A 17708-nucleotide genomic window follows, 5' to 3' on the forward strand; every position below is an offset into this window, starting at 1 on the left:
GGTCGTGTCGGCGCGATCCTTTCCATCAGCCACGAATCCAGGGTAGTCGGCGAATCAAGTCAGCACGTGTGGCGATGGCGCTCCTACCCGCTCATAAGGGCTTACGCTGGCGTTGTGACCTTGTCGGATGCGAGCGGTTTGAGACCGCCCGACCTGCCCGAACTCAACGACACGATCGTCGTCGCGGCGTTCGAAGGCTGGAACGACGCCGGCGATGCGGCCAGCGATGCGGTGGAGCACCTCGACGCGATCTGGGAAGCCGAGACGATCGTCGAGATCGATGACGAGGCTTACTACGACTACCAGGTGAACCGGCCGGTGATCAGGCAGGTCGACGGGGTCACGCGGGAACTGGTGTGGCCGTCGATGCGGATCTCGCACTGCCGTCCGCCCGGTTCCGACCGTAACATCGTGCTGATGCACGGCGTTGAGCCCAACATGCGCTGGCGCACGTTCTGTTCGGAGTTGTTGGCCATCGCCGACAAGCTCAACGTGCAGACCGTCGTCATCCTCGGCGCCCTTCTGGCCGATACGCCCCACACGCGGCCGGTACCGGTGTCGGGTGCGGCCTACTCGTCGGATTCCGCAGCGGTGTTCGGGTTGGAGGAGACGCGGTACGAAGGCCCGACCGGCATCGCCGGCGTGTTCCAGGACGCGTGCGTGCAGGCCGGGATTCCGGCGGTGACGTTCTGGGCCGCGGTGCCCCATTACGTTTCCCAGCCGCCGAGCCCGAAGGCGACGGTCGCCCTGCTGCGTCGCGTCGAGGATGTGCTCGACATCGAGGTGCCGCTGGCCGACCTGCCGACCGCCGCCGAGGAGTGGGAGCAGGCGGTTTCGGAGATGACCGCCGAGGACGACGAGATCGCCGAGTACGTGCAGTCGCTGGAGGAACGCGGCGATGCCGAGGTCGACATGACCGAGGCGCTCGGAAAGATCGACGGCGACGCGCTGGCCGCCGAGTTCGAGCGCTACCTGCGCCGCCGCGGCCCCGGCTTCAGGGGTTAGGGCTCAGCGCTTTTCCAGCGCTTCGGTGCGTGCGCTCATCGAACGGCCCAGCGCGGCGACCTCGGCGTCCATCTTCGGCAGCAGGTCCGGTACCGACTTGAGTGAGGCCCGCTCCCCCAGCCGCGACGCCAGGACTGGCTTGAGCCAGCGCATCAGCCCGACGAAGCGGGGACAGTTGATCTGGCGTTTGCGCTGTTCGATGCCCTTGACGAACTGCTCACCGCACTCGCGCACCGACGTGGTCTTGCCCAGCGGACCGGGCAGGGTGTCGAGCATGGCGCGAGCGCTCGGCAGGTCGGACCGGCTCTCCTGCACCAGCGGGGTGTCGATCCAGAGCATGTGCGCGGATCCGACGTCGACGCCGTGGTGGGCCACCTCCAAGCGCAGCGCGTTGGCGAAATGCTCGACCGCCGCCTTGGAGGCGTCGTACGGTGCCATGCCTGCCGATGCCGCGTAGGCGGCCGCCGAGGCCACGATCAGGACGTAGCCACGACGCTCGATCACCGACGGCAGCGCGGCACGCACGGTGTGGAACACGCCGACGACGTTGACGTCCATCAGCGTCTGGAACGCCTCCGGGTCGACCTGCAGCACCGAGCCGTAGGTCGCGATGCCCGCGTTGGCCATCACTACGTCGATGCCGCCGAACCGCTCGACACCCTTGGCGACGGCCGATTCCATCGCGGCCAGATCCCGCACGTCGGCGACCGCTGTGACCACGCCCTCGTTGCCCAACCGCGCGGCCACCTGCTCGAGCCGGTCCCCGTCCAGGTCGGTCAGCACCAACTTCGCGCCCTTGTCGTGCAGGCGGCGCGCCACCTCTTCGCCGATACCGTTCGCCCCGCCGGTGATCAGGACGACTTTGCCGTTCAGAGAAGCCATGGGCGACAACGTACCGCGCGCGGGTCGGGCCGATCTACAGCCGAATGCCCAGCAAAGCGTCGACGGCGGCCGCCACCGTGTGCCCCGCCTCGGGGTCGTGTCCGCCGTAGGTCAGCGCGTCGGTTGTCCAACCATCCAGCGCGGCAAGCGCTTTGGGGGTGTCGAGATCGTCGGCGAGGTACCGGCGAACCCGTTCCACGACGTCGGTCGCATCCGGCGCACCGGGCAGCGCCACCGCCGTACGCCACCGAGCCAGCCGCTCGACCGCCTCGGCGAGCACGGCGTCACTCCAGTACCGGTCGGCGCGGTAGTGACCGGCGAACAGGCCGAGTCGGATCGCCGCGGGGTCGACGCCTTGAGAGCGCAGCTGCGAGACCAGCACCAGGTTCCCGCGGCTCTTGCTCATCTTGTGGCCGTCCCAGCCGATCATGCCGGCGTGCACGTAGTGGCGCGCGAATCTGCGCTCGCCGGTGACGGATTCGGCGTGTGCGGCGGAGAACTCGTGGTGCGGGAAGATCAGGTCGCTGCCGCCGCCCTGGATGTCGAGGTCGGTGCCGATGCGGCTCAGGGCGATGGCCGCACATTCGACGTGCCATCCGGGTCGTCCCGGGCCGAACGGCGACGGCCAACTCGGCTCCCCCGGCCGTTCCGCCCGCCACAGCAGCGCGTCGAGTTCATCGCCCTTACCCGGCCGCTCCGGGTCCCCGCCGCGTTCGGCGAACAGCCGAGCCATGGTGTCGCGGTCGTAGCCGGACTCGTAGCCGAACTGCGCGGTGGCGTCGGCGCGGAAGTACACGTCGGGATACTCGGTGTCGTCGACGACGTACGCGGCACCCGACGCCAGCAGCTTTTCCACCACCTCGATGACCTCGGCGATGGTTTCGGTGGCGGCGACGTAGTCGTGCGGCGGCAGCACCCGCAGCGCGGCCATGTCCTCGCAGAACAGCCGGGTCTCGCGGTCCGCGAGATCGCGCCAGTCGATTCCGTCGCGCTCCGCGCGTTCGAACAGCGGGTCGTCGACGTCGGTGATGTTCTGCACGTAGTGGACGCGATGCCCAGCGTCCAGCCAGATGCGGTGCACGAGGTCGAACGCGAGGTAGGTGGCGGCGTGGCCGAGGTGGGTCGCGTCGTAGGGCGTGATGCCGCAGACGTACATCGTGGCCGTTTCGCCCGCGCTGACGGGACGGACCTGTCGGTCGGCGCTGTCATAGAGACGCAGCTGCGGTCCCCGGCCCGGCAGCGCCGGGACGACGGGGGCCGGCCACGAATTCATGGTCTCGACTCTAGGCATCGATCTCACCGACATCGCGGGCGGCCGTTTCATTCCCGCTCAGTCCCTCCAGCGGCTCCGATACGCCGACAGGATCTCCTTGAGCAGCACCTCGGCCAGCTCCGATCGGCACATCAGCAGGTCGGGCAGGTAGGGGTCGCGCCGGTTGTAAACCAGCTCCGAGCCGTCGATGCGCGATGCGTGCAGGCCCGCGGCCTGCACCACTCCGGCCGGCGCCGCCGAATCCCACTCCCACTGGCCTCCGGCGTGCAGATAGGCGTCTACGTCACCGCGCACCACCGCCATCGCCTTGGCGCCCGCGGACCCGATCCGCACCAGCTGGATGTCCAACCGATCGCGCAGCCACCACAGCACCGGCGGCGGCCGGTTGGCACTCGCCGTGATCAGGATGGGGCCGTCGGCGCGCGGTGGCGGTGGGGTGACGGTGTCGGTGCGGTAGACCTCGTTGCGGGCCGGCAGCGCGACGGCGGCGTCGGTGATGCGCCCGTTCGGGCCGCCGTCGCGTCGCCACAGCGCGATGTGCACCGCCCAGTCCGTGCGTCGCGGCATGGAGTACTCGTGGGTGCCGTCGACCGGGTCGACGATCCACACCCGGTCCGCCTCGACGCGCGACAGATCGTCGACCGCCTCTTCGGAGAGCACCTTGTCCTCGGGCCGCGCGGCGCGCAGCCGATCGAGGATCAGCCGGTTGGCCAGCTTGTCGCCGGTGTCGCCGAGGCCGTACGGGTCGTAGAAACCCACTTCTTCGCGGACCTTCAGCAGCATCTCGCCCGCCTCGGCGGCCACCTCGGCGGCCAACGCCGCATCAGTCTGGGTCATCGCTTCAGAACGCCGGCCACGGGATCGGGCGGCGACGATCGGGTGAGGGCATCACCGGATCGGTCAGCAGCGCAACGGTTCTGGAGAGCAACGCGGCGATCTCGCGGCCGGTGATGAGGGTGCGCAGTTCGTCGGCCAACCCGTTTTGCAGCTGATCGCGCAGCGCCGCCACCGATTCCAGCGTCTGGTCGTCGACGGGTTTACCGGCCCAACCCCACAGCACGGTGCGCAGCTTGTCCTCGGTGTGCAGGGTCACCCCGTGGTCGACGCCGTACACCCGGCCGTCGACGCCCGACAGGATGTGCCCGCCCTTGCGGTCGGCGTTGTTGACCAGCACGTCGAACACCGCCATCCGGCGCAACCGATCGTCGTCGGCGTGCACCAGGGTGACCTCGTCACCCGCATAGTCGTAGGCCTGAAGGATCGGTAGAAAGCCCGGCGGAATGCGGCCCGCCGGAAGCAGATCCACCAGATCCGGGCCCGCGGGTCGTTCGTCGTCGACCTCGTCGCCCGGCTGGTCCACCCACAGTTGCACCATGCCCTCACCGGCGGGTCCCTCGCGAATGATGGTGTAGGGCACCACATTCCAGCCCAACGCGGCCGACACCAGGTAGGCCCCGCGCTCACGGCCGGCCAGCGTGCCGTCGGGGAAGTCCCACAGCGGCGCCTCGCCCGCGACCGGCTTGTAGACGCAATGCACTTGCTGTGTGCCGAGATTCGCCTCGCACAGGAAGGTTGCGTTGCTGGCCGATCGGATACGCCCGATGACGGTCAGTTCACCGCACCGCAGCACCTCTTCGCGGACCGCGTCGGCCCCGCCGTCAGATGTCGATGTCATCGTCGGACTCGGCGAAGGCGCCGCGCCGATAGCCGTTGGTGCGCACGCAGATGTGACCTTCGGGGTCCAGCGGTTCGTCGCACAGAGGACAGGGCGGGCGGCCTGCCGAGATGACCCGGTTGGAGCGCGTCGCGAACTCGCGAGCGGATTCCGGTGTGAGGAACACGCGTACCGCATCGGGGCCTTCCTCGGCGTCGTCGAGCACCACCGACGCGTCGAATTCGGTCTCCGACACCGCCAGCAGTTCGACGACGACCGTCTGGGCTTCGGAGTCCCAGCCCAACCCCATCGTGCCCACCCGGAACTCGGCGTCGACCGGGGTGATCAGCGGGCTGAGATCCTCGACCTCACCGGTGTCGGGCGGGATCGGCGTTCCGAACCGGCGATTGATCTCCAGCAGCAGCGCGGCAATGCGTTCGGCGAGCACGGCGACCTGCTGCTTCTCCAGAACCACCGATACGACGCGCTTGTCGTGGACGGCCTGCAGGTAGAACGTGCGGTTGCCGGGTTGGCCGACGGTCCCGGCCACGAATCGGTCGGGTGTGCGGAAGACGTGGATTGCGCGGGCCATGGCACTTTCCAAAATACCTGTTGGGGCTTGTCAGCCGTAATTGCGACTAGCCGGTGGACCCGCCGACGACGGCATCCTCCGGCGGCACCTCGCCGTCCTCGGAGTCGGTCTTGGTCGGTTTGGGCAACAGGCCGGACGTGAGTTGGTCGCCGGTGTGGTTGACGTGGATCACGAACGGCCGCACCGCCGTGTAGCGGATCACGCTCATCGACGCCGGGTCGGCGGTGATCCGTTGGAAGCTGTCGAGATGGGTCCCGAGCGCGTCGGCGACGATGGCTTTGATCACATCGCCGTGAGTGCAGGCAACCCACAACACGTCGCCCTCGTGCTCCTCGGCGAGTCGACGGTCGTGCTCGCGCACCGCGGCCACCGCACGGGCCTGCACGTGGGCCAGTCCCTCCCCGTCGGGGAACACCGCGGCGCTGGGCTGCTGCTGCACCACCGCCCACAGCGGCTCCTTGACCAAGTCGCCGATCTTGCGCCCGGTCCAGGCCCCGTAGTCGACCTCCGAGATCCGGTCGTCGACGATCGGCGTCAGTCCCAGCGCGGCGGCCAGCGGTTCGACGGTTCGTTCGCACCGCAGCAGCGGCGAGCGCACGATCGCGCGGATCGGCAGCGCACCGATGCGGGTCGCCACCGCCTGCGCCTGTTCGCGCCCCTTGTCGTCGAGGTCGACGCCCTCGGATCGGCCCGCCAGTGTGTGCGCGGTGTTGGAGGTCGAGCGGCCGTGCCGCAACAGGATCACCGTCATGTCGCTGCCACCACACCCGTCCCCAGCAAGATCAGCACCACAGTGCCCAGCATGACGCGATATCCGACGAACCAGTACATGCTGTGTCGGACCAGGAACCGCAGGAACCAGGCCACCGCGGCGAAGCCGACGACGAACGCGATCACCGTCGCCACGAGCAGCTGCGGGCCGGTGGCGCTCATCCCCTCCCCGACGGGGTGGAATGCGTCGGGAAGTGAGAACAACCCGGAGGCGAACACCGCGGGGATGGCCAGCAGAAAACCGAACCGGGCGGCCAGCTCGCGGTTGAGGCCGAGAAAGAGTCCGGCGCTGATCGTCGCGCCGGACCGGGACACGCCGGGCAGCAGGGCCAGGCACTGCGCGAAGCCCACGATGATGCTGTCCTTCCACGTCAGCTGTTCGACGGTGCGTGCCTGGCGACCGAAGTACTCGGCGGCGGCGATGACGGCCGAGAACACGATCAGCGCGATCGCGATGGCCCACAGATTGCGTGCGCCGGTGCGGATCTGGTCCTTGAACAGCAGCCCGAGCACCGCGATCGGGATGGTCCCGACGATCACGTACCACCCCAGCCAGTAGTCGGCGTTGCGGTGCGCGGTGACGAACAAGCCGTTGAACCAGGCCTTGACGATGCGCCCGATGTCCTTGGCGAAGTAGAGCAGGACCGCGAATTCGGTGCCCAACTGGGTGACGGCGGTGAACGACGCCCCGGCATCGTCGGCGAAGAACACTCGTGACGTGATCGCCAGATGCCCCGAGGAGCTGACGGGCAGGAACTCGGTCAGCCCCTGCACGATCGCGAGAACGACGACCTGCACCCACGACATCGCCGGCACGTCGGTCACGACGAAGACCGTACCGTGGGCGCGGTGTCAGCGGCCGGTGCGTGCCACCGGCTCTGCCGAAGCGACGAGATCGCGCACCGCCGCGCCCACGCTGCGCCGGTCGGTGAGGTCGATGTCGGTCAGCTTGCGGCTGGAGGTCGCGACCACGTCCTCTTCGTGCGGGACCGGTCCTGCCAAACGCGGGCGGTAGATCTCGACGACGAGCATCTGGCGCTCGACGTGGAATGAGAAGCTGCGGCCGTCCCCCACCTGGCCGAACCCGCTGGCGTACAGGCCGGTGGTCATGTCCTCGATCACAAACTCCCGGGCGCCCAGTGCGCGGTCGGCGGCGAGGGTCATGATCGCACCATACCGTTGACGCAGCCGCTAATTGGGAGGGCACGGCCGGCGGGCGAAAGCCCACGCGCGGTCTGCCTAGACTGGCCGTTCAGTCGCTTCACCGTACGCACGACCGAGAGCTACCCCTTGCCGACCGTTGTAAACACATCGAAGCAGCCGGTTCGCCGGATCGTGGCCGCGCTGGCTATCTCCTCCGCATTTGCGCTGGTCAGCGGCTGCTCGTCGGAGGGCTCCGACGCTCCGGCCACCATCGCGCCCGCGCAGGCCGCGGTGTCCCCACCGGTCGCGGGCCGGCCGGACGGTGTGGTGCGGCCGTTGGTTGCGGACGCGAACGCGGCCGTCGTCGACACGGCGAGCGGCTCATTGGTGGTGCTGGCGGCGGAGCCAGTGGTCACGGTGCTTTCCCGCAACGGTGGAGACGCGGCGACGGTGCCGTTGTCCAGCCCCGCCACCGCGTTGACCGGCGATGGCGACGGCCATGTCTACGCGGCGACGCGCGGGGGTTACCACCGGATCGACCTGGCCGGCCGCACCGCCACCAAGATCGAGGTCGAGGGCCTGCCCGACACCGAGTTCACCGCGATCGCCCGGCGCGCGGACGGCCGGCTGGTGCTGGGCAGCGCCGACGGCGCCGTCTACACGTTGGGCTCGGACACCGTCGTCGCCGCCGAGCTGAAGATCTTCGCCCGCGTGGATGCGCTTGTCACACAAGGAAACACCACCGTCGTGCTCGACCGCGCCCAGACATCGGTGACGGCGCTCACCGTGAACGGCACCCAGCAGGCGCAGGCGCTGCGGGCCGGTGAGGGGGCGACGACGATGGTCGCCGACCCGGTCGGTCGCGTGCTGGTGGCCGACACCCGGGGCGAGGGACTGCTGGTCTTCGGCACCGACCCGCTGATCCTGCGTCAGCGGTATCCGGTGCGCGGTGCCCCCTACGGCCTTGCCGGGTCGTCGACGTTGGCCTGGGTGTCGCAGACAGCGGCGAACGAGGTCGTTGGCTACGATTTGGCCACCGGCATCCCCGTCGAGAAGGTGCGATATCGAACCGTGCAGCAACCGAACTCCCTGGCATTCGACGAATCCTCTGGCACGCTGTATGTGGTGTCCGGATCGGGAGCGGGTGTGCAGGTGATCGTCGACGCGGCGAAAGCGCACGCATGAGCGCACTTCACCGCGGACGGATGCCAGCGGCTTGGGAGGATGCCGTCAAGGCCGACCTTTCAGACGACTACGAATGGATTCCGCTGCGGCTGCCGCCGGACGTGACGCGGATCAGCGCCTCGACGCGGTTGTCGATCGAGGCCGAATACCGCGGTTGGGAACTCACCCGCGTCAGGCTCTACACCGACGGTTCGCGACGGGTGTTGCTGCGCCGCAAGAAAACCGCGGCCAGTCGGATGGATGCCCCCGAGCAGCCCGCACAGTGATCCGATGATCTACCGCACGCTGCGGCGGACGCTGTTTCTCGTTGCGCCCGAACGGATTCACACCTGGGTGTTCGCGGTTCTGCGAGCCGTCACCTATCCGCCGTGGACCAGGCGCGCGTTGAGACGGTGGTTGGGGCCCCGCGATCCGGTATTGGCGAGCACGGTCTTCGGCGTCCGCTTCCCGGGACCGCTGGGCCTGGCCGCGGGGTTCGACAAGGACGGCAGCGGACTGCACACCTGGGGCGCGCTCGGATTCGGGTACGCCGAGGTGGGCACCGTGACAGCGGAGGCCCAGCCCGGCAATCCGAAGCCGAGGATGTTCCGCCTGCCCGACGACCATGCGCTGTTGAACCGGATGGGCTTCAACAACCACGGTGCGGGTGAACTGGCGGTGAGGTTGGCGCGGCACCTGCCCGATGTCCCGATCGGGGTGAACATCGGCAAGACGAAGGTCACGCCACCGAAGGCGGCGGTGCAGGATTACGCGACATCGGCTCGCCTGTTGGGGCCGCTCGCCGCGTTCGTGGTGGTCAACGTCAGCTCACCGAACACGCCGGGGCTGCGCGACCTGCAGGCGGTTTCGTCGTTGCGGCCGATCCTGACCGCCGTGCTCGCGGAGACCTCGACACCGGTGCTGGTGAAGATCGCACCGGACCTGTCCGACGAAGACGTCGACGAAATCGCCGATCTGGCAGTGGATCTCGGCCTGGCAGGCATCGTGGCCACCAATACGACGGTGTCGCGTGACGGCTTGGCCACCCCCGGCCTCGACGAACTGGGGCCGGGCGGGATCTCCGGGCGGCCGGTGGCTGCGCGCTCGGTCGAGGTGCTGCGCAGGCTCTATCGCCGCGTCGGGGACCGGCTGGTGCTGATCAGTGTCGGCGGCATCGAAACCGCCGACGACGCGTGGGACCGGATCACCTCGGGCGCGTCACTGCTGCAGGGCTACACCGGGTTCGTGTACGGCGGCGGGCTGTGGGCCAAGGGCATCCACGATGGAATCGCCCGCCGCCTTCACGAGGGGGGCTTCGGCTCACTGGCCGAAGCGGTCGGTTCTGCGGCCTAACTGGCGCGCTTGCGCTTGCGGATGAACTCACCCGCCTCGGCGTCGCGCTGACGCTTCTCGGCGCGCCGCTCCTTGAGGGACCGTCCGGTCTTCTTCAGGTTCTTACCCGGTTTCTTGTCAGCCATTGTCGCTCCTTAAGCAGAAGTGGCAATCACTCACCCGCGACCATACGTCAGTTCCGCAGAAAAGCCAGTCACGCAGGAAATCGAAGCGCGCAGAGCCGATTTCGCTACTTCTGTTCGTAGGTCGCGTGGATCAGCGCCCGGGCGATCGCCTGCTGGAACAGATTGAACCCGAGGTAAGCCGGAGTCGCGTCCTCGGGCAGGTCGAGCTTTTCGACGCCGACGGCGTGCACGGCGACGATGTAGCGGTGCGGGCCGTGTCCCGGCGGCGGGGCGGCGCCGATGAAGCGCTTGAGGCCGGCGTCGTTGCGCAGCGTGAGCGCATCGCCGGGCAGGCTGCTGCCGTCGCCGGCGCCGGCGGGCAGTTCAGTGACGGTGGCGGGCAGGTTGGCCACCGCCCAGTGCCAGAAACCGGATGCGGTCGGGGCGTCGGGGTCATAGACCGTGACCGCGAAGCTGCGGGTCTCCTCGGGGAAGCCCGACCACGTCAGGTGCGGCGACACATCGTTGCCCCCGGCGCCCATGATGCCGCTGACCTGGTCGTTACCCAGCGCTTCACCGTCGTTGAAGGCGTTCGAGGACAGCTTGAACGAAGGTAGCTTCGGAAGGAACTCGTACGGGTTGTAGTCGAACGCCATGGCTCGTCCTTTCGTCGATTCAGCAGTGCAGCAGGAAATGTTCGAGAACCTGGGTACCGAACGTCAACGCGTCAACGGGTACCCGTTCGTCGACGCCGTGGAACAACGCGGTGAAGTCGAGGTCGGGCGGCAACTGCAGCGGTGCGAACCCGAAGCATCGAATCCCCAACTGCGCGAACGCTTTTGCATCCGTTCCGCCGGAAAGCATGTACGGCACGATGCGGGCGTCGGGGTCCACGGACAGGATCGCGCCGTTCATCGCGTCGACCAGGTCGCCGTCGAAGGTGGTCTCGTAGGACGGCAGTTCGGTGACCCACTCGCGGGTGACGTTCGGGCCGATCAGCTCGTCGACCTCGCGTTCGAAGGCCGCCTGGCGCCCCGGCAGGATCCGGCAGTCCACCACCGCTTCGGCCGACGCCGGGATCACGTTGGCCTTGTAACCGGCCTTGAGCATGGTCGGATTGGCGGTGTCGCGCAGGGTGGCGCCGACCACGCGAGCGATCGGGCCCAGCTTGGCGATCGCGCCGGGCAGATCCGGTGAGTCGACGTCGAACGAATAGCCGGTCTCCTCGGTGACAGCCGCCAGGAACTGGCTGACCGCGTCGGTCATCACCAGCGGGAACTCGTGGCGGCCCAGCTTGGCCACCGCTTCGGCGACCGCGGTCACGGAGTTGCTGTCGTGGATCATCGAGCCGTGACCGGCGTGGCTGCGCGCGGTCAGCTTCATCCAGTTCATCGACTTCTCGGCCGTCTCGACCAGGTAGAGGCGTCGCTCCCCGCCGTCCTTGCGCGGCACGGTCAACGAGAAGCCGCCGACCTCGCCGACCGCCTCGGTGACCCCGGCGAACAGGTCGGGCCGGTTCTTGACCAGCCAGTGTGAGCCGAACTTGCCGCCGGCCTCCTCGTCGGACAGGAACGCGAAGATCAGGTCGCGCGGCGGGGTGATGCCCGTGCGCTTGAAGTGCCGCGCGATCGCGATCATCATGCCGCACATGTCCTTCATGTCGACCGCGCCGCGGCCCCACACGTAGCCGTTCTCGACCGCCCCGGAGAACGGGTGCACGCTCCAGTCGGCGGCCTCGGCGGGCACCACGTCGAGGTGGCCGTGCAGCAGCAGCGAGCCGCGCGAGCTGTCGGCGCCCTCGAGCCGGGCGAACACGTTGCCTCTGCCCGGCGCGCCGGCCTCGACGTATTCGGTCGCATAGCCGACCTCTTCGAGCTGCTCGGCCACCCAGCGCGCACATTCGGCCTCACCCTTGGTGGTGGCCGGGTCGCCGGTATTGGACGTGTCGAACCGGATGAGCGTGCTGACGAGGTCGACGACCTCCGCTTCGGCGTTGACGGGACCAGTCACAGTGCTAATGGGTAGTGCTCCTCTCGTCCGCCACCATTCGTACCATTGACCTGCCAGCTGGGTTTGGGTCACGCCTCGGTGATCCGATAGCCTTAGCTGCCCACAACGAGTCCGAGTGGCGGAATGGCAGACGCGCTAGCTTGAGGTGCTAGTGCCCTATTAACGGGCGTGGGGGTTCAAGTCCCCCCTCGGACACCAGGTCAGTAGACGTCGCGCACGTAGCGTTTGGCCGCGACCAACTCACGTTTGTAGTCGTGCGCCTGGTCGTGCGACATTCCGCCGTGCCGCTCGATGATCGTGGTCAACGCGGCGTCGACGTCCTTGGCCATGCGGGTGGCGTCGCCGCAGACGTAGAAGTGCGCGCCGTCGTCGAGCCAGCGCCACAGCTCGGCCCCTTGTTCGAGCATCCGATGCTGGACGTACACGCGCGAGGCCTGGTCGCGGGAGAACGCGAGATCCAACCGGTCGAGCAACCCGTCTCGCGCCATGTCCTCGAAATCGTCGCTGTAGTAGTAGTTCTGAGCGCGGTGCTGCTCACCGAAGAACAGCCAGTTGCGGCCTCGGTGGCCCAGTGCCCGTCGCTCCTGTAGGAAGCCGCGGAACGGCGCGACGCCCGTACCGGGGCCGACCATGATCATCGGCACCGAGCCGTCCTCCGGCGGGCGGAAGTGCGGTGAGCGCTGCAGGAAGACCGGCGCCGACGATGCGCGGTCGGCCAGGAACGTCGAGCAGACGCCGCCACGACGGCCGCCGTCTGCGCCGCGGTAGCGCACCACCGACACCGTCAGCTGTACCTCGCTGGGGCTGACCAGCGGACTCGACGAGATCGAGTAGCTACGCGGGGTCAGCCTGACCAGCACTTCGCGCCACTCGTCGGGATCGGCGTGCACGACGAACTCCTGGACGAGGTCCAAGCCGTTGCGGCCGATCAGCCACTTGTCCAGCTTGGCCTTGGGCGCGCGCAACGGCTTGGCGCCGCGGCTGTGCTCGGCGATGAAGCGCACCAGGTCTGGAGTGACCCGGCAGAAGTCGAAGTGGCTGATGAGCGCGTCGCGCAAAGGCTGCTCGGCCCCGTCGACCTCGACGGTGTGCTGAGCCGGCATCCCGGTGGCCGCCAGCCACGCGTCGACCATTGCCGGATCGTTGGTGGCGCACACCCCCAGCGAATCACCCGCGGCGTAGGTGACGTCGTGTTCGGAGATGTCGAAACCGAACTGGCGCACCTCTTTTCGGGAGGCCGGCCCGTTGAGCACCATATTGCGGGACAGCGGCACGACGAGAGGACGCGCCCGGGTGAACGGCTGCGCGACAGTGGTGGGCCGTACGAGTGTCGAGACGCTACCGGTCGACGGTGAGATCCCCGGATTGAGCAGTGCGGTGACGTCGTCGGCCCAGCGTCGCATCCGCTCGTCGTCGTAGGCCTCGCAGTCGGCGCGTTCGAGCAGCCGGACGGCGCCGAGGTCGGCCAGCCTGGTGTCGACGGCCTTGGCGTGTCCGCAGAAGTCGTCGTAGGAGCGGTCGCCGATACCCAGCACCGCGTACCGCACGCCGGTCAACCGCGTCGCCTCGTCGGATGCCAGCCGCTGCCAGAAGCCCGCACCGTTGTCGGGCGGTCCGCCGTCGCCGAACGTGCTGGTGACGACGAGCACGTCGCGGGCGGCCACGAGGTCCGCGGGCGCGACATCGTCCATGTTGACCAGCTGGGCGTTGCCGAGCCGCTCGGCCAGCCGCGAGGCGAAGTCCTCGGCGTTGCCCGTCTGGGAGGCCCACAGCACGAGCGGCCCGTCGTCGAGTTGTGTTCGGGCGGCCGGTTCTTCTGACGGGCGGCGAGCCTGCCCGGCGAGCAAACCGTTGATCCACTGCCGCACCTCAGTGGATACGGGCGCGGAGTCGGGCAGCACCGGAACCTCCGACTGCGCCTCGGCCAGGCCGCTGAAAAAGCCTGACACATAGAGCGTTTCCTGATCGGTGAGCGTCGGGGAGGCAACGGGCTGCAGGTTGACCGCGCAGACCTTGAATTCGGGCTGCAGCGAGTCGGGGTCGACGGCGTCGTTGGTCAACGCGTTGATTGTGAGGTTTCCGCCGTGCTCGTCGTTCCAGTGGAACGGCACGAAACAACTGCCGGGGCGGACGCGCTCGGTGACGGCGGCGGGCAACACCGCGCGCCCCCGTCGCGTCGTGAGTTCGACCGGTCGTCCGTTCTCGATGCCCAGCTGCAGCGCGTCCTCGGGATGCACCTCGACGAACGGCTCACCGGTCAACTTGTTGAGCGACTCGACGCGTCCCGTCTTGGTCATGGTGTGCCACTGGTGTTGTAGCCGGCCGGTGTTCAGGATCAGCGGGTACTCGTCGTCGGGCAGTTCCCGCGCGTCCATGTGCGGGCGGGCGTGGAAGACCGCCCGCCGCGACGGGGTCGGGAAGGCCAGCCGCGGTGCGCGACCGTGCCCGTCGACGAAGAACTCTTGGCTCACACCGTCGTTGAGGTAGCGGATGGGATGGCGATCCTGCGGATCGTCGGGTGGGCATGGCCACTGCACCGGTGTTTCCCGTAGCCGCGCATAGCTGACGCCGCGAAGGTCGTAGCCGGTCTTCGGATTCCAGAATCGCCGGATCTCGTCGAAGACCTGCTCGCTGGAGGTGTAGGCGAAGTGCTCGCCGAAACCCATGTGGGCTGCGACCTGGCAGATCAGCTGCCAGTCGGGCCTGGCCTGTCCGGGCGCCGGGATGGACTGCTGCAGCAGGGTGAGGTTGCGCTCGGAGTTGACCATCACCGCATCGGATTCCGCCCACATGGTCGCGGGTAGCACGATGTCGGCGTAGGCGTTGGTGGCGGTCGCGCTGTAGGTGTCCTGGGTGATGACGAGCTCCGCGGACCGCAGCCCTTCGATGACCGTCGACCGGTTGGCCACGCTGGCAACGGGATTGGTGCAGATGATCCAGCACGCCTTGATGTCGCCGTCGGCGAGCTGCCGGAACATGTCGATGGTGCCCGGTCCGACGTCCGCGCGGATCGTGCCGGGCGCCACGCCCCACTGCTCCTCGACGAATGCGCGGTCCTGCGCCGAGGTCACCGAGCGCTGCCCCGGCAATCCCGGTCCCATGTAGCCCATCTCGCGTCCGCCCATCGCGTTGGGCTGACCGGTCAGCGACATCGGTCCGCTGCCCGGTCGGCAGATCGCGCCCGTGGCCAGGTGCAGGTTGCAGATCGCGTTCGTGTTCCAGGTGCCGTGCGTGCTCTGGTTGAGCCCCATCGTCCAGCAGCTCAGCCACTCCCCCGCGTCGGCGATCATCCGCGCGGCGAGCCGGATGTCGGCCTCCGCCAGACCCGTGACCTGAGCGACGCTTTCGGGCGTGTAGTCGGCGAGGAATGCCGGCATCGCCTCCCAGCCCTCGGTGTGTGCGTCGATGAATTCCTGGTCGATGTCGCCGTTTTCGACGAGCAGATGCAGCAGCCCGTTCAGCAGTGCGAGATCGGTGCCGGGTCTGATCTGCAGGAAGAGGTCGGCGCGTTCGGCGGTTGTGGTGCGGCGCGGATCGACGACGATCAGCTTGGCGCCCGCCTTGAGTCGGTCGGCCATGCGCAGGTAGAGGATGGGGTGGCAGTCGGCCATGTTGGAGCCGATGACGAAAAACAGATCGCTGCAATCGAAATCGGCGTACGACCCCGGCGGGCCGTCGGCACCCAGTGATTGTTTGAAACCGGTTCCCGCGCTGGCCATGCACAGCCGTGAGTTCGACTCGATGTGCACCGTGCGCAGGAACCCCTTGGCCAGCTTCGTGGCGAGATACTGCGCCTCGATGGACATCTGGCCCGAGACGTAGAGCGCGACCGCGTCGGGACCGTGCTGCTCGACGATCTCCCGCAATCGTCGACCCGCCTCGGCGACGGCGTCGTCGACCGGGGTCGGGACCAGTTCCTCGTCACGGCTGGGCCGCAGCATTGCCGAGGTCAGCCGGCCGTCTGCGGCGCGCATCAACTCGGCGTGGGTGGCGCCCTTGGTGCACAGCCTGCCGAAATTGGCTGGATGCAGCTTGTCCCCGGAGACCCGCGCGATGACCGGGTTGCCGGTCTCGCGGTCGGTGGCGGTGTGCACCTCGATACCGCAGCCCACGCCGCAGTACGAGCACGCCGTCCGAGTCACCATCGGCGTCAAGCGGGCACCGGTGAAGCGGCGCGGCCGACCTGCTCGCCGGCGCCGGACCGCGAGGTCTGCATGCGCAGGAACACGAACCACGTGACGATCGCGCAGATCACGTAGAACCCGAGGAACACCCAGAACGCGTTGGTGGCCGACTTGGCGTCGCTGACGTACGAGGCGCGCAGGACGACGTTGATGAAGACGCCGCCGAGGGCGCCGACCGCACCGGCGAAGCCGATCAGCGCGCCGGACATGCTGCGCGACCAGGCGGCCTTGTCCTCGCGGCTCCATTCGTCGCGGCCCTGGGCCTTGGCCTCGAAGATCGAGGGGATCATCTTGTAGGTCGAGCCGTTGCCGATACCCGACAGGATGAACAGCAGGATGAATCCGGTCACGTAGGCGGCCATCTGCCCGCCGGTGGCCGCGCCTGCCATGCCGTCGTCGAGCACGCCCGCCGCCACCAGGATTCCGGCGGCGAAGATCATCGCGATGAAGGTGTAGAGGGTGACCCTGCCGCCACCGACCCGGTCGGACAGCTTGCCGCCGAAGGGGCGCGAGATAGAACCGAGCAGCGGGCCGATGAACGCGATCTGGGCGGCGTGCAGCGAGGCCTGCGCGGGGGTGTCGCCGCCGGCGAGGAAGTTGATCTGCAGCACCTGTCCGAAGGCGAATGAGAAGCCGATGAACGAGCCGAAGGTGCCGATGTAGAGGAAGCTCATCACCCAGGAGTGCTTGAACCGCAACGCCTCTACCATGGCGCCGAGGTTGGACCGCTGGTTGCCGAGGTTGTCCATGAACAGGGCAGCCCCAAGCGCGGCCAACGCGATCAGGACAAGGTAGATGGCGCAGACGATTTCGGGTGCGGTGTTGCTGACGGTGGCGATCACCAGCAGGCCGACCAGCTGGATCACCGGTACGCCGATGTTGCCGCCGCCGGCGTTCAGGCCGAGCGCCCAGCCCTTGAGCCGCTGCGGGTAGAACGCGTTGATATTGGTCATCGAGGAGGCGAAGTTGCCGCCGCCCACTCCCGCGACGGCGGCCACGATCATGAACGTGGTGTAGGTCGTGTCGGGGTTGCTCATCGCCCACAGCGTCAGCACGGTGGGGATCAGCAGCAGCAGGGCGCTGACGATGGTCCAGTTGCGCCCGCCGAATCGCGCGGGTGCGATGGTGTACGGGATCCGCATGAACGCGCCGACCAGGGTGGGCATGGCGACGAGGTAGAACTTGCCCGCCGCGTCGATGCCGTAGACGTCCTGGGGCATGAACAGCACCATCACCGACCAGATCGACCACACCGAGAATCCGACGTGCTCGGCGAAGATCGACCAGATCAGGTTCCGCTTGGCGATCTTCTTGCCACCGGATTCCCAGGCCTCGACGTCCTCGGCGTCCCAATCTTCGATGGTGCGGCTGCGGCTCAGAGTCTTCACGGGCACCAGAGTCGCCCGAACCCATTCCGCATCCGTTGCGTCATCGTGACGTAAACGTCAACTCCAGCTCACATACGTAACGGATACGCGTGCGGGGTGCACGAAACCGAGCCGAAACAAATGTGGCCGGGGCCACTCCGCGGCATCTTCAAAGGGGCATCTTCACAGGGGCCGCCGCACCTCGG

17 protein-coding genes and 1 tRNA gene are annotated in these 17708 nt (G+C 68.1%); 5 read left to right on the plus strand and 13 right to left on the minus strand.

Annotated elements, in window-relative coordinates; translation table 11 throughout:
• Nucleotides 1-114: 114 nt before the first annotated feature.
• On the plus strand, nt 115-1005 hold the full coding sequence (locus tag AU072_RS25510) for a PAC2 family protein (RefSeq protein ID WP_064416342.1): 891 nt from the start codon (nt 115-117) through the stop codon (nt 1003-1005).
• 3 nt (nt 1006-1008) lie between these two features.
• Here AU072_RS25510 and AU072_RS25515 read toward each other — a convergent pair whose 3' ends face one another.
• From AU072_RS25515 to AU072_RS25550, 8 genes are read right to left on the minus strand one after another with little or no spacing between them, the layout of a single operon-like run.
• The gene (locus AU072_RS25515; RefSeq protein ID WP_064416343.1) at nt 1009-1887 is read right to left on the minus strand and encodes an SDR family oxidoreductase; all 879 of its coding nucleotides are present in this window, start codon (nt 1885-1887) and stop codon (nt 1009-1011) included.
• A 34-nt stretch (nt 1888-1921) separates the two neighbouring features.
• The gene (gene mshC, locus AU072_RS25520) at nt 1922-3160 is read right to left on the minus strand and encodes a cysteine--1-D-myo-inosityl 2-amino-2-deoxy-alpha-D-glucopyranoside ligase (RefSeq protein ID WP_064416344.1); all 1239 of its coding nucleotides are present in this window, start codon (nt 3158-3160) and stop codon (nt 1922-1924) included.
• A 57-nt stretch (nt 3161-3217) separates the two neighbouring features.
• Nucleotides 3218-3997, minus strand: coding sequence for a 3'(2'),5'-bisphosphate nucleotidase CysQ (locus AU072_RS25525; protein ID WP_064416345.1), 780 nt, complete (start codon nt 3995-3997; stop codon nt 3218-3220).
• Between the two features lie 4 nt (nt 3998-4001).
• Nucleotides 4002-4835, minus strand: a complete 834-nt coding sequence (locus tag AU072_RS25530; protein ID WP_064416346.1) for an Rv2133c family protein — start codon at nt 4833-4835, stop codon at nt 4002-4004.
• Entirely contained in the window at nt 4819-5406 is a 588-nt protein-coding gene (locus AU072_RS25535) for an Rv2134c family protein (protein WP_064350016.1), read from the minus strand. The genes AU072_RS25530 and AU072_RS25535 overlap by 17 nt, the downstream gene beginning before the upstream one ends.
• 46 nt (nt 5407-5452) lie before the next feature.
• The gene (locus tag AU072_RS25540; RefSeq protein ID WP_064416347.1) at nt 5453-6157 is read right to left on the minus strand and encodes a histidine phosphatase family protein; all 705 of its coding nucleotides are present in this window, start codon (nt 6155-6157) and stop codon (nt 5453-5455) included.
• On the minus strand, nt 6154-6984 hold the full coding sequence (locus AU072_RS25545; RefSeq protein ID WP_064404503.1) for an undecaprenyl-diphosphate phosphatase: 831 nt from the start codon (nt 6982-6984) through the stop codon (nt 6154-6156). The genes AU072_RS25540 and AU072_RS25545 overlap by 4 nt, the downstream gene beginning before the upstream one ends.
• A 45-nt stretch (nt 6985-7029) precedes the next feature.
• Complete coding sequence (locus tag AU072_RS25550) at nt 7030-7341, minus strand: hypothetical protein (protein ID WP_064404183.1); 312 nt, start codon at nt 7339-7341, stop codon at nt 7030-7032.
• 126 nt (nt 7342-7467) lie between these two features.
• On the opposite strand from AU072_RS25550, the gene AU072_RS25555 reads away from it, so the two are divergent.
• From AU072_RS25555 to AU072_RS25565, 3 genes are read left to right on the plus strand one after another with little or no spacing between them, the layout of a single operon-like run.
• Complete coding sequence (locus AU072_RS25555; protein ID WP_064416348.1) at nt 7468-8505, plus strand: YncE family protein; 1038 nt, start codon at nt 7468-7470, stop codon at nt 8503-8505.
• Nucleotides 8502-8771, plus strand: coding sequence for a DUF5703 family protein (locus AU072_RS25560; RefSeq protein WP_064350010.1), 270 nt, complete (start codon nt 8502-8504; stop codon nt 8769-8771). The genes AU072_RS25555 and AU072_RS25560 overlap by 4 nt, the downstream gene beginning before the upstream one ends.
• A 4-nt stretch (nt 8772-8775) precedes the next feature.
• The gene (locus AU072_RS25565; RefSeq protein WP_064416349.1) at nt 8776-9837 is read left to right on the plus strand and encodes a quinone-dependent dihydroorotate dehydrogenase; all 1062 of its coding nucleotides are present in this window, start codon (nt 8776-8778) and stop codon (nt 9835-9837) included.
• On the opposite strand, the gene AU072_RS28835 is transcribed toward AU072_RS25565, so the two are convergent.
• From AU072_RS28835 to AU072_RS25575, 3 genes are all read right to left on the minus strand, one after another.
• The gene (locus AU072_RS28835) at nt 9834-9962 is read right to left on the minus strand and encodes a hypothetical protein (RefSeq protein ID WP_263987669.1); all 129 of its coding nucleotides are present in this window, start codon (nt 9960-9962) and stop codon (nt 9834-9836) included. The two genes, AU072_RS25565 and AU072_RS28835, sit on opposite strands and share 4 nt — an antisense overlap.
• Before the next feature lie 104 nt (nt 9963-10066).
• Nucleotides 10067-10597 (minus strand): YbhB/YbcL family Raf kinase inhibitor-like protein, encoded by a 531-nt coding sequence (locus AU072_RS25570; RefSeq protein ID WP_064416350.1) that lies wholly within the window; start codon nt 10595-10597, stop codon nt 10067-10069.
• Between the two features lie 19 nt (nt 10598-10616).
• Nucleotides 10617-11960 (minus strand): M20/M25/M40 family metallo-hydrolase, encoded by a 1344-nt coding sequence (locus AU072_RS25575; protein ID WP_064416478.1) that lies wholly within the window; start codon nt 11958-11960, stop codon nt 10617-10619.
• A gap of 100 nt (nt 11961-12060) precedes the next feature.
• On the opposite strand from AU072_RS25575, the gene AU072_RS25580 reads away from it, so the two are divergent.
• A tRNA-Leu gene (locus tag AU072_RS25580) sits at nt 12061-12149 on the plus strand.
• 2 nt (nt 12150-12151) lie between these two features.
• Here the strand turns inward: AU072_RS25580 and AU072_RS25585 are convergent.
• Nucleotides 12152-16096, minus strand: a complete 3945-nt coding sequence (locus tag AU072_RS25585; protein WP_174523693.1) for a bifunctional nitrate reductase/sulfite reductase flavoprotein subunit alpha — start codon at nt 16094-16096, stop codon at nt 12152-12154.
• Between the two features lie 5 nt (nt 16097-16101).
• The gene (locus tag AU072_RS25590; protein ID WP_064416351.1) at nt 16102-17532 is read right to left on the minus strand and encodes a nitrate/nitrite transporter; all 1431 of its coding nucleotides are present in this window, start codon (nt 17530-17532) and stop codon (nt 16102-16104) included.
• Nucleotides 17533-17708 lie beyond the last annotated feature (176 nt).

The organism is Mycolicibacterium novocastrense (assembly GCF_001499835.1).
In the GTDB taxonomy this organism is placed as follows: domain Bacteria; phylum Actinomycetota; class Actinomycetes; order Mycobacteriales; family Mycobacteriaceae; genus Mycobacterium; species Mycobacterium novocastrense.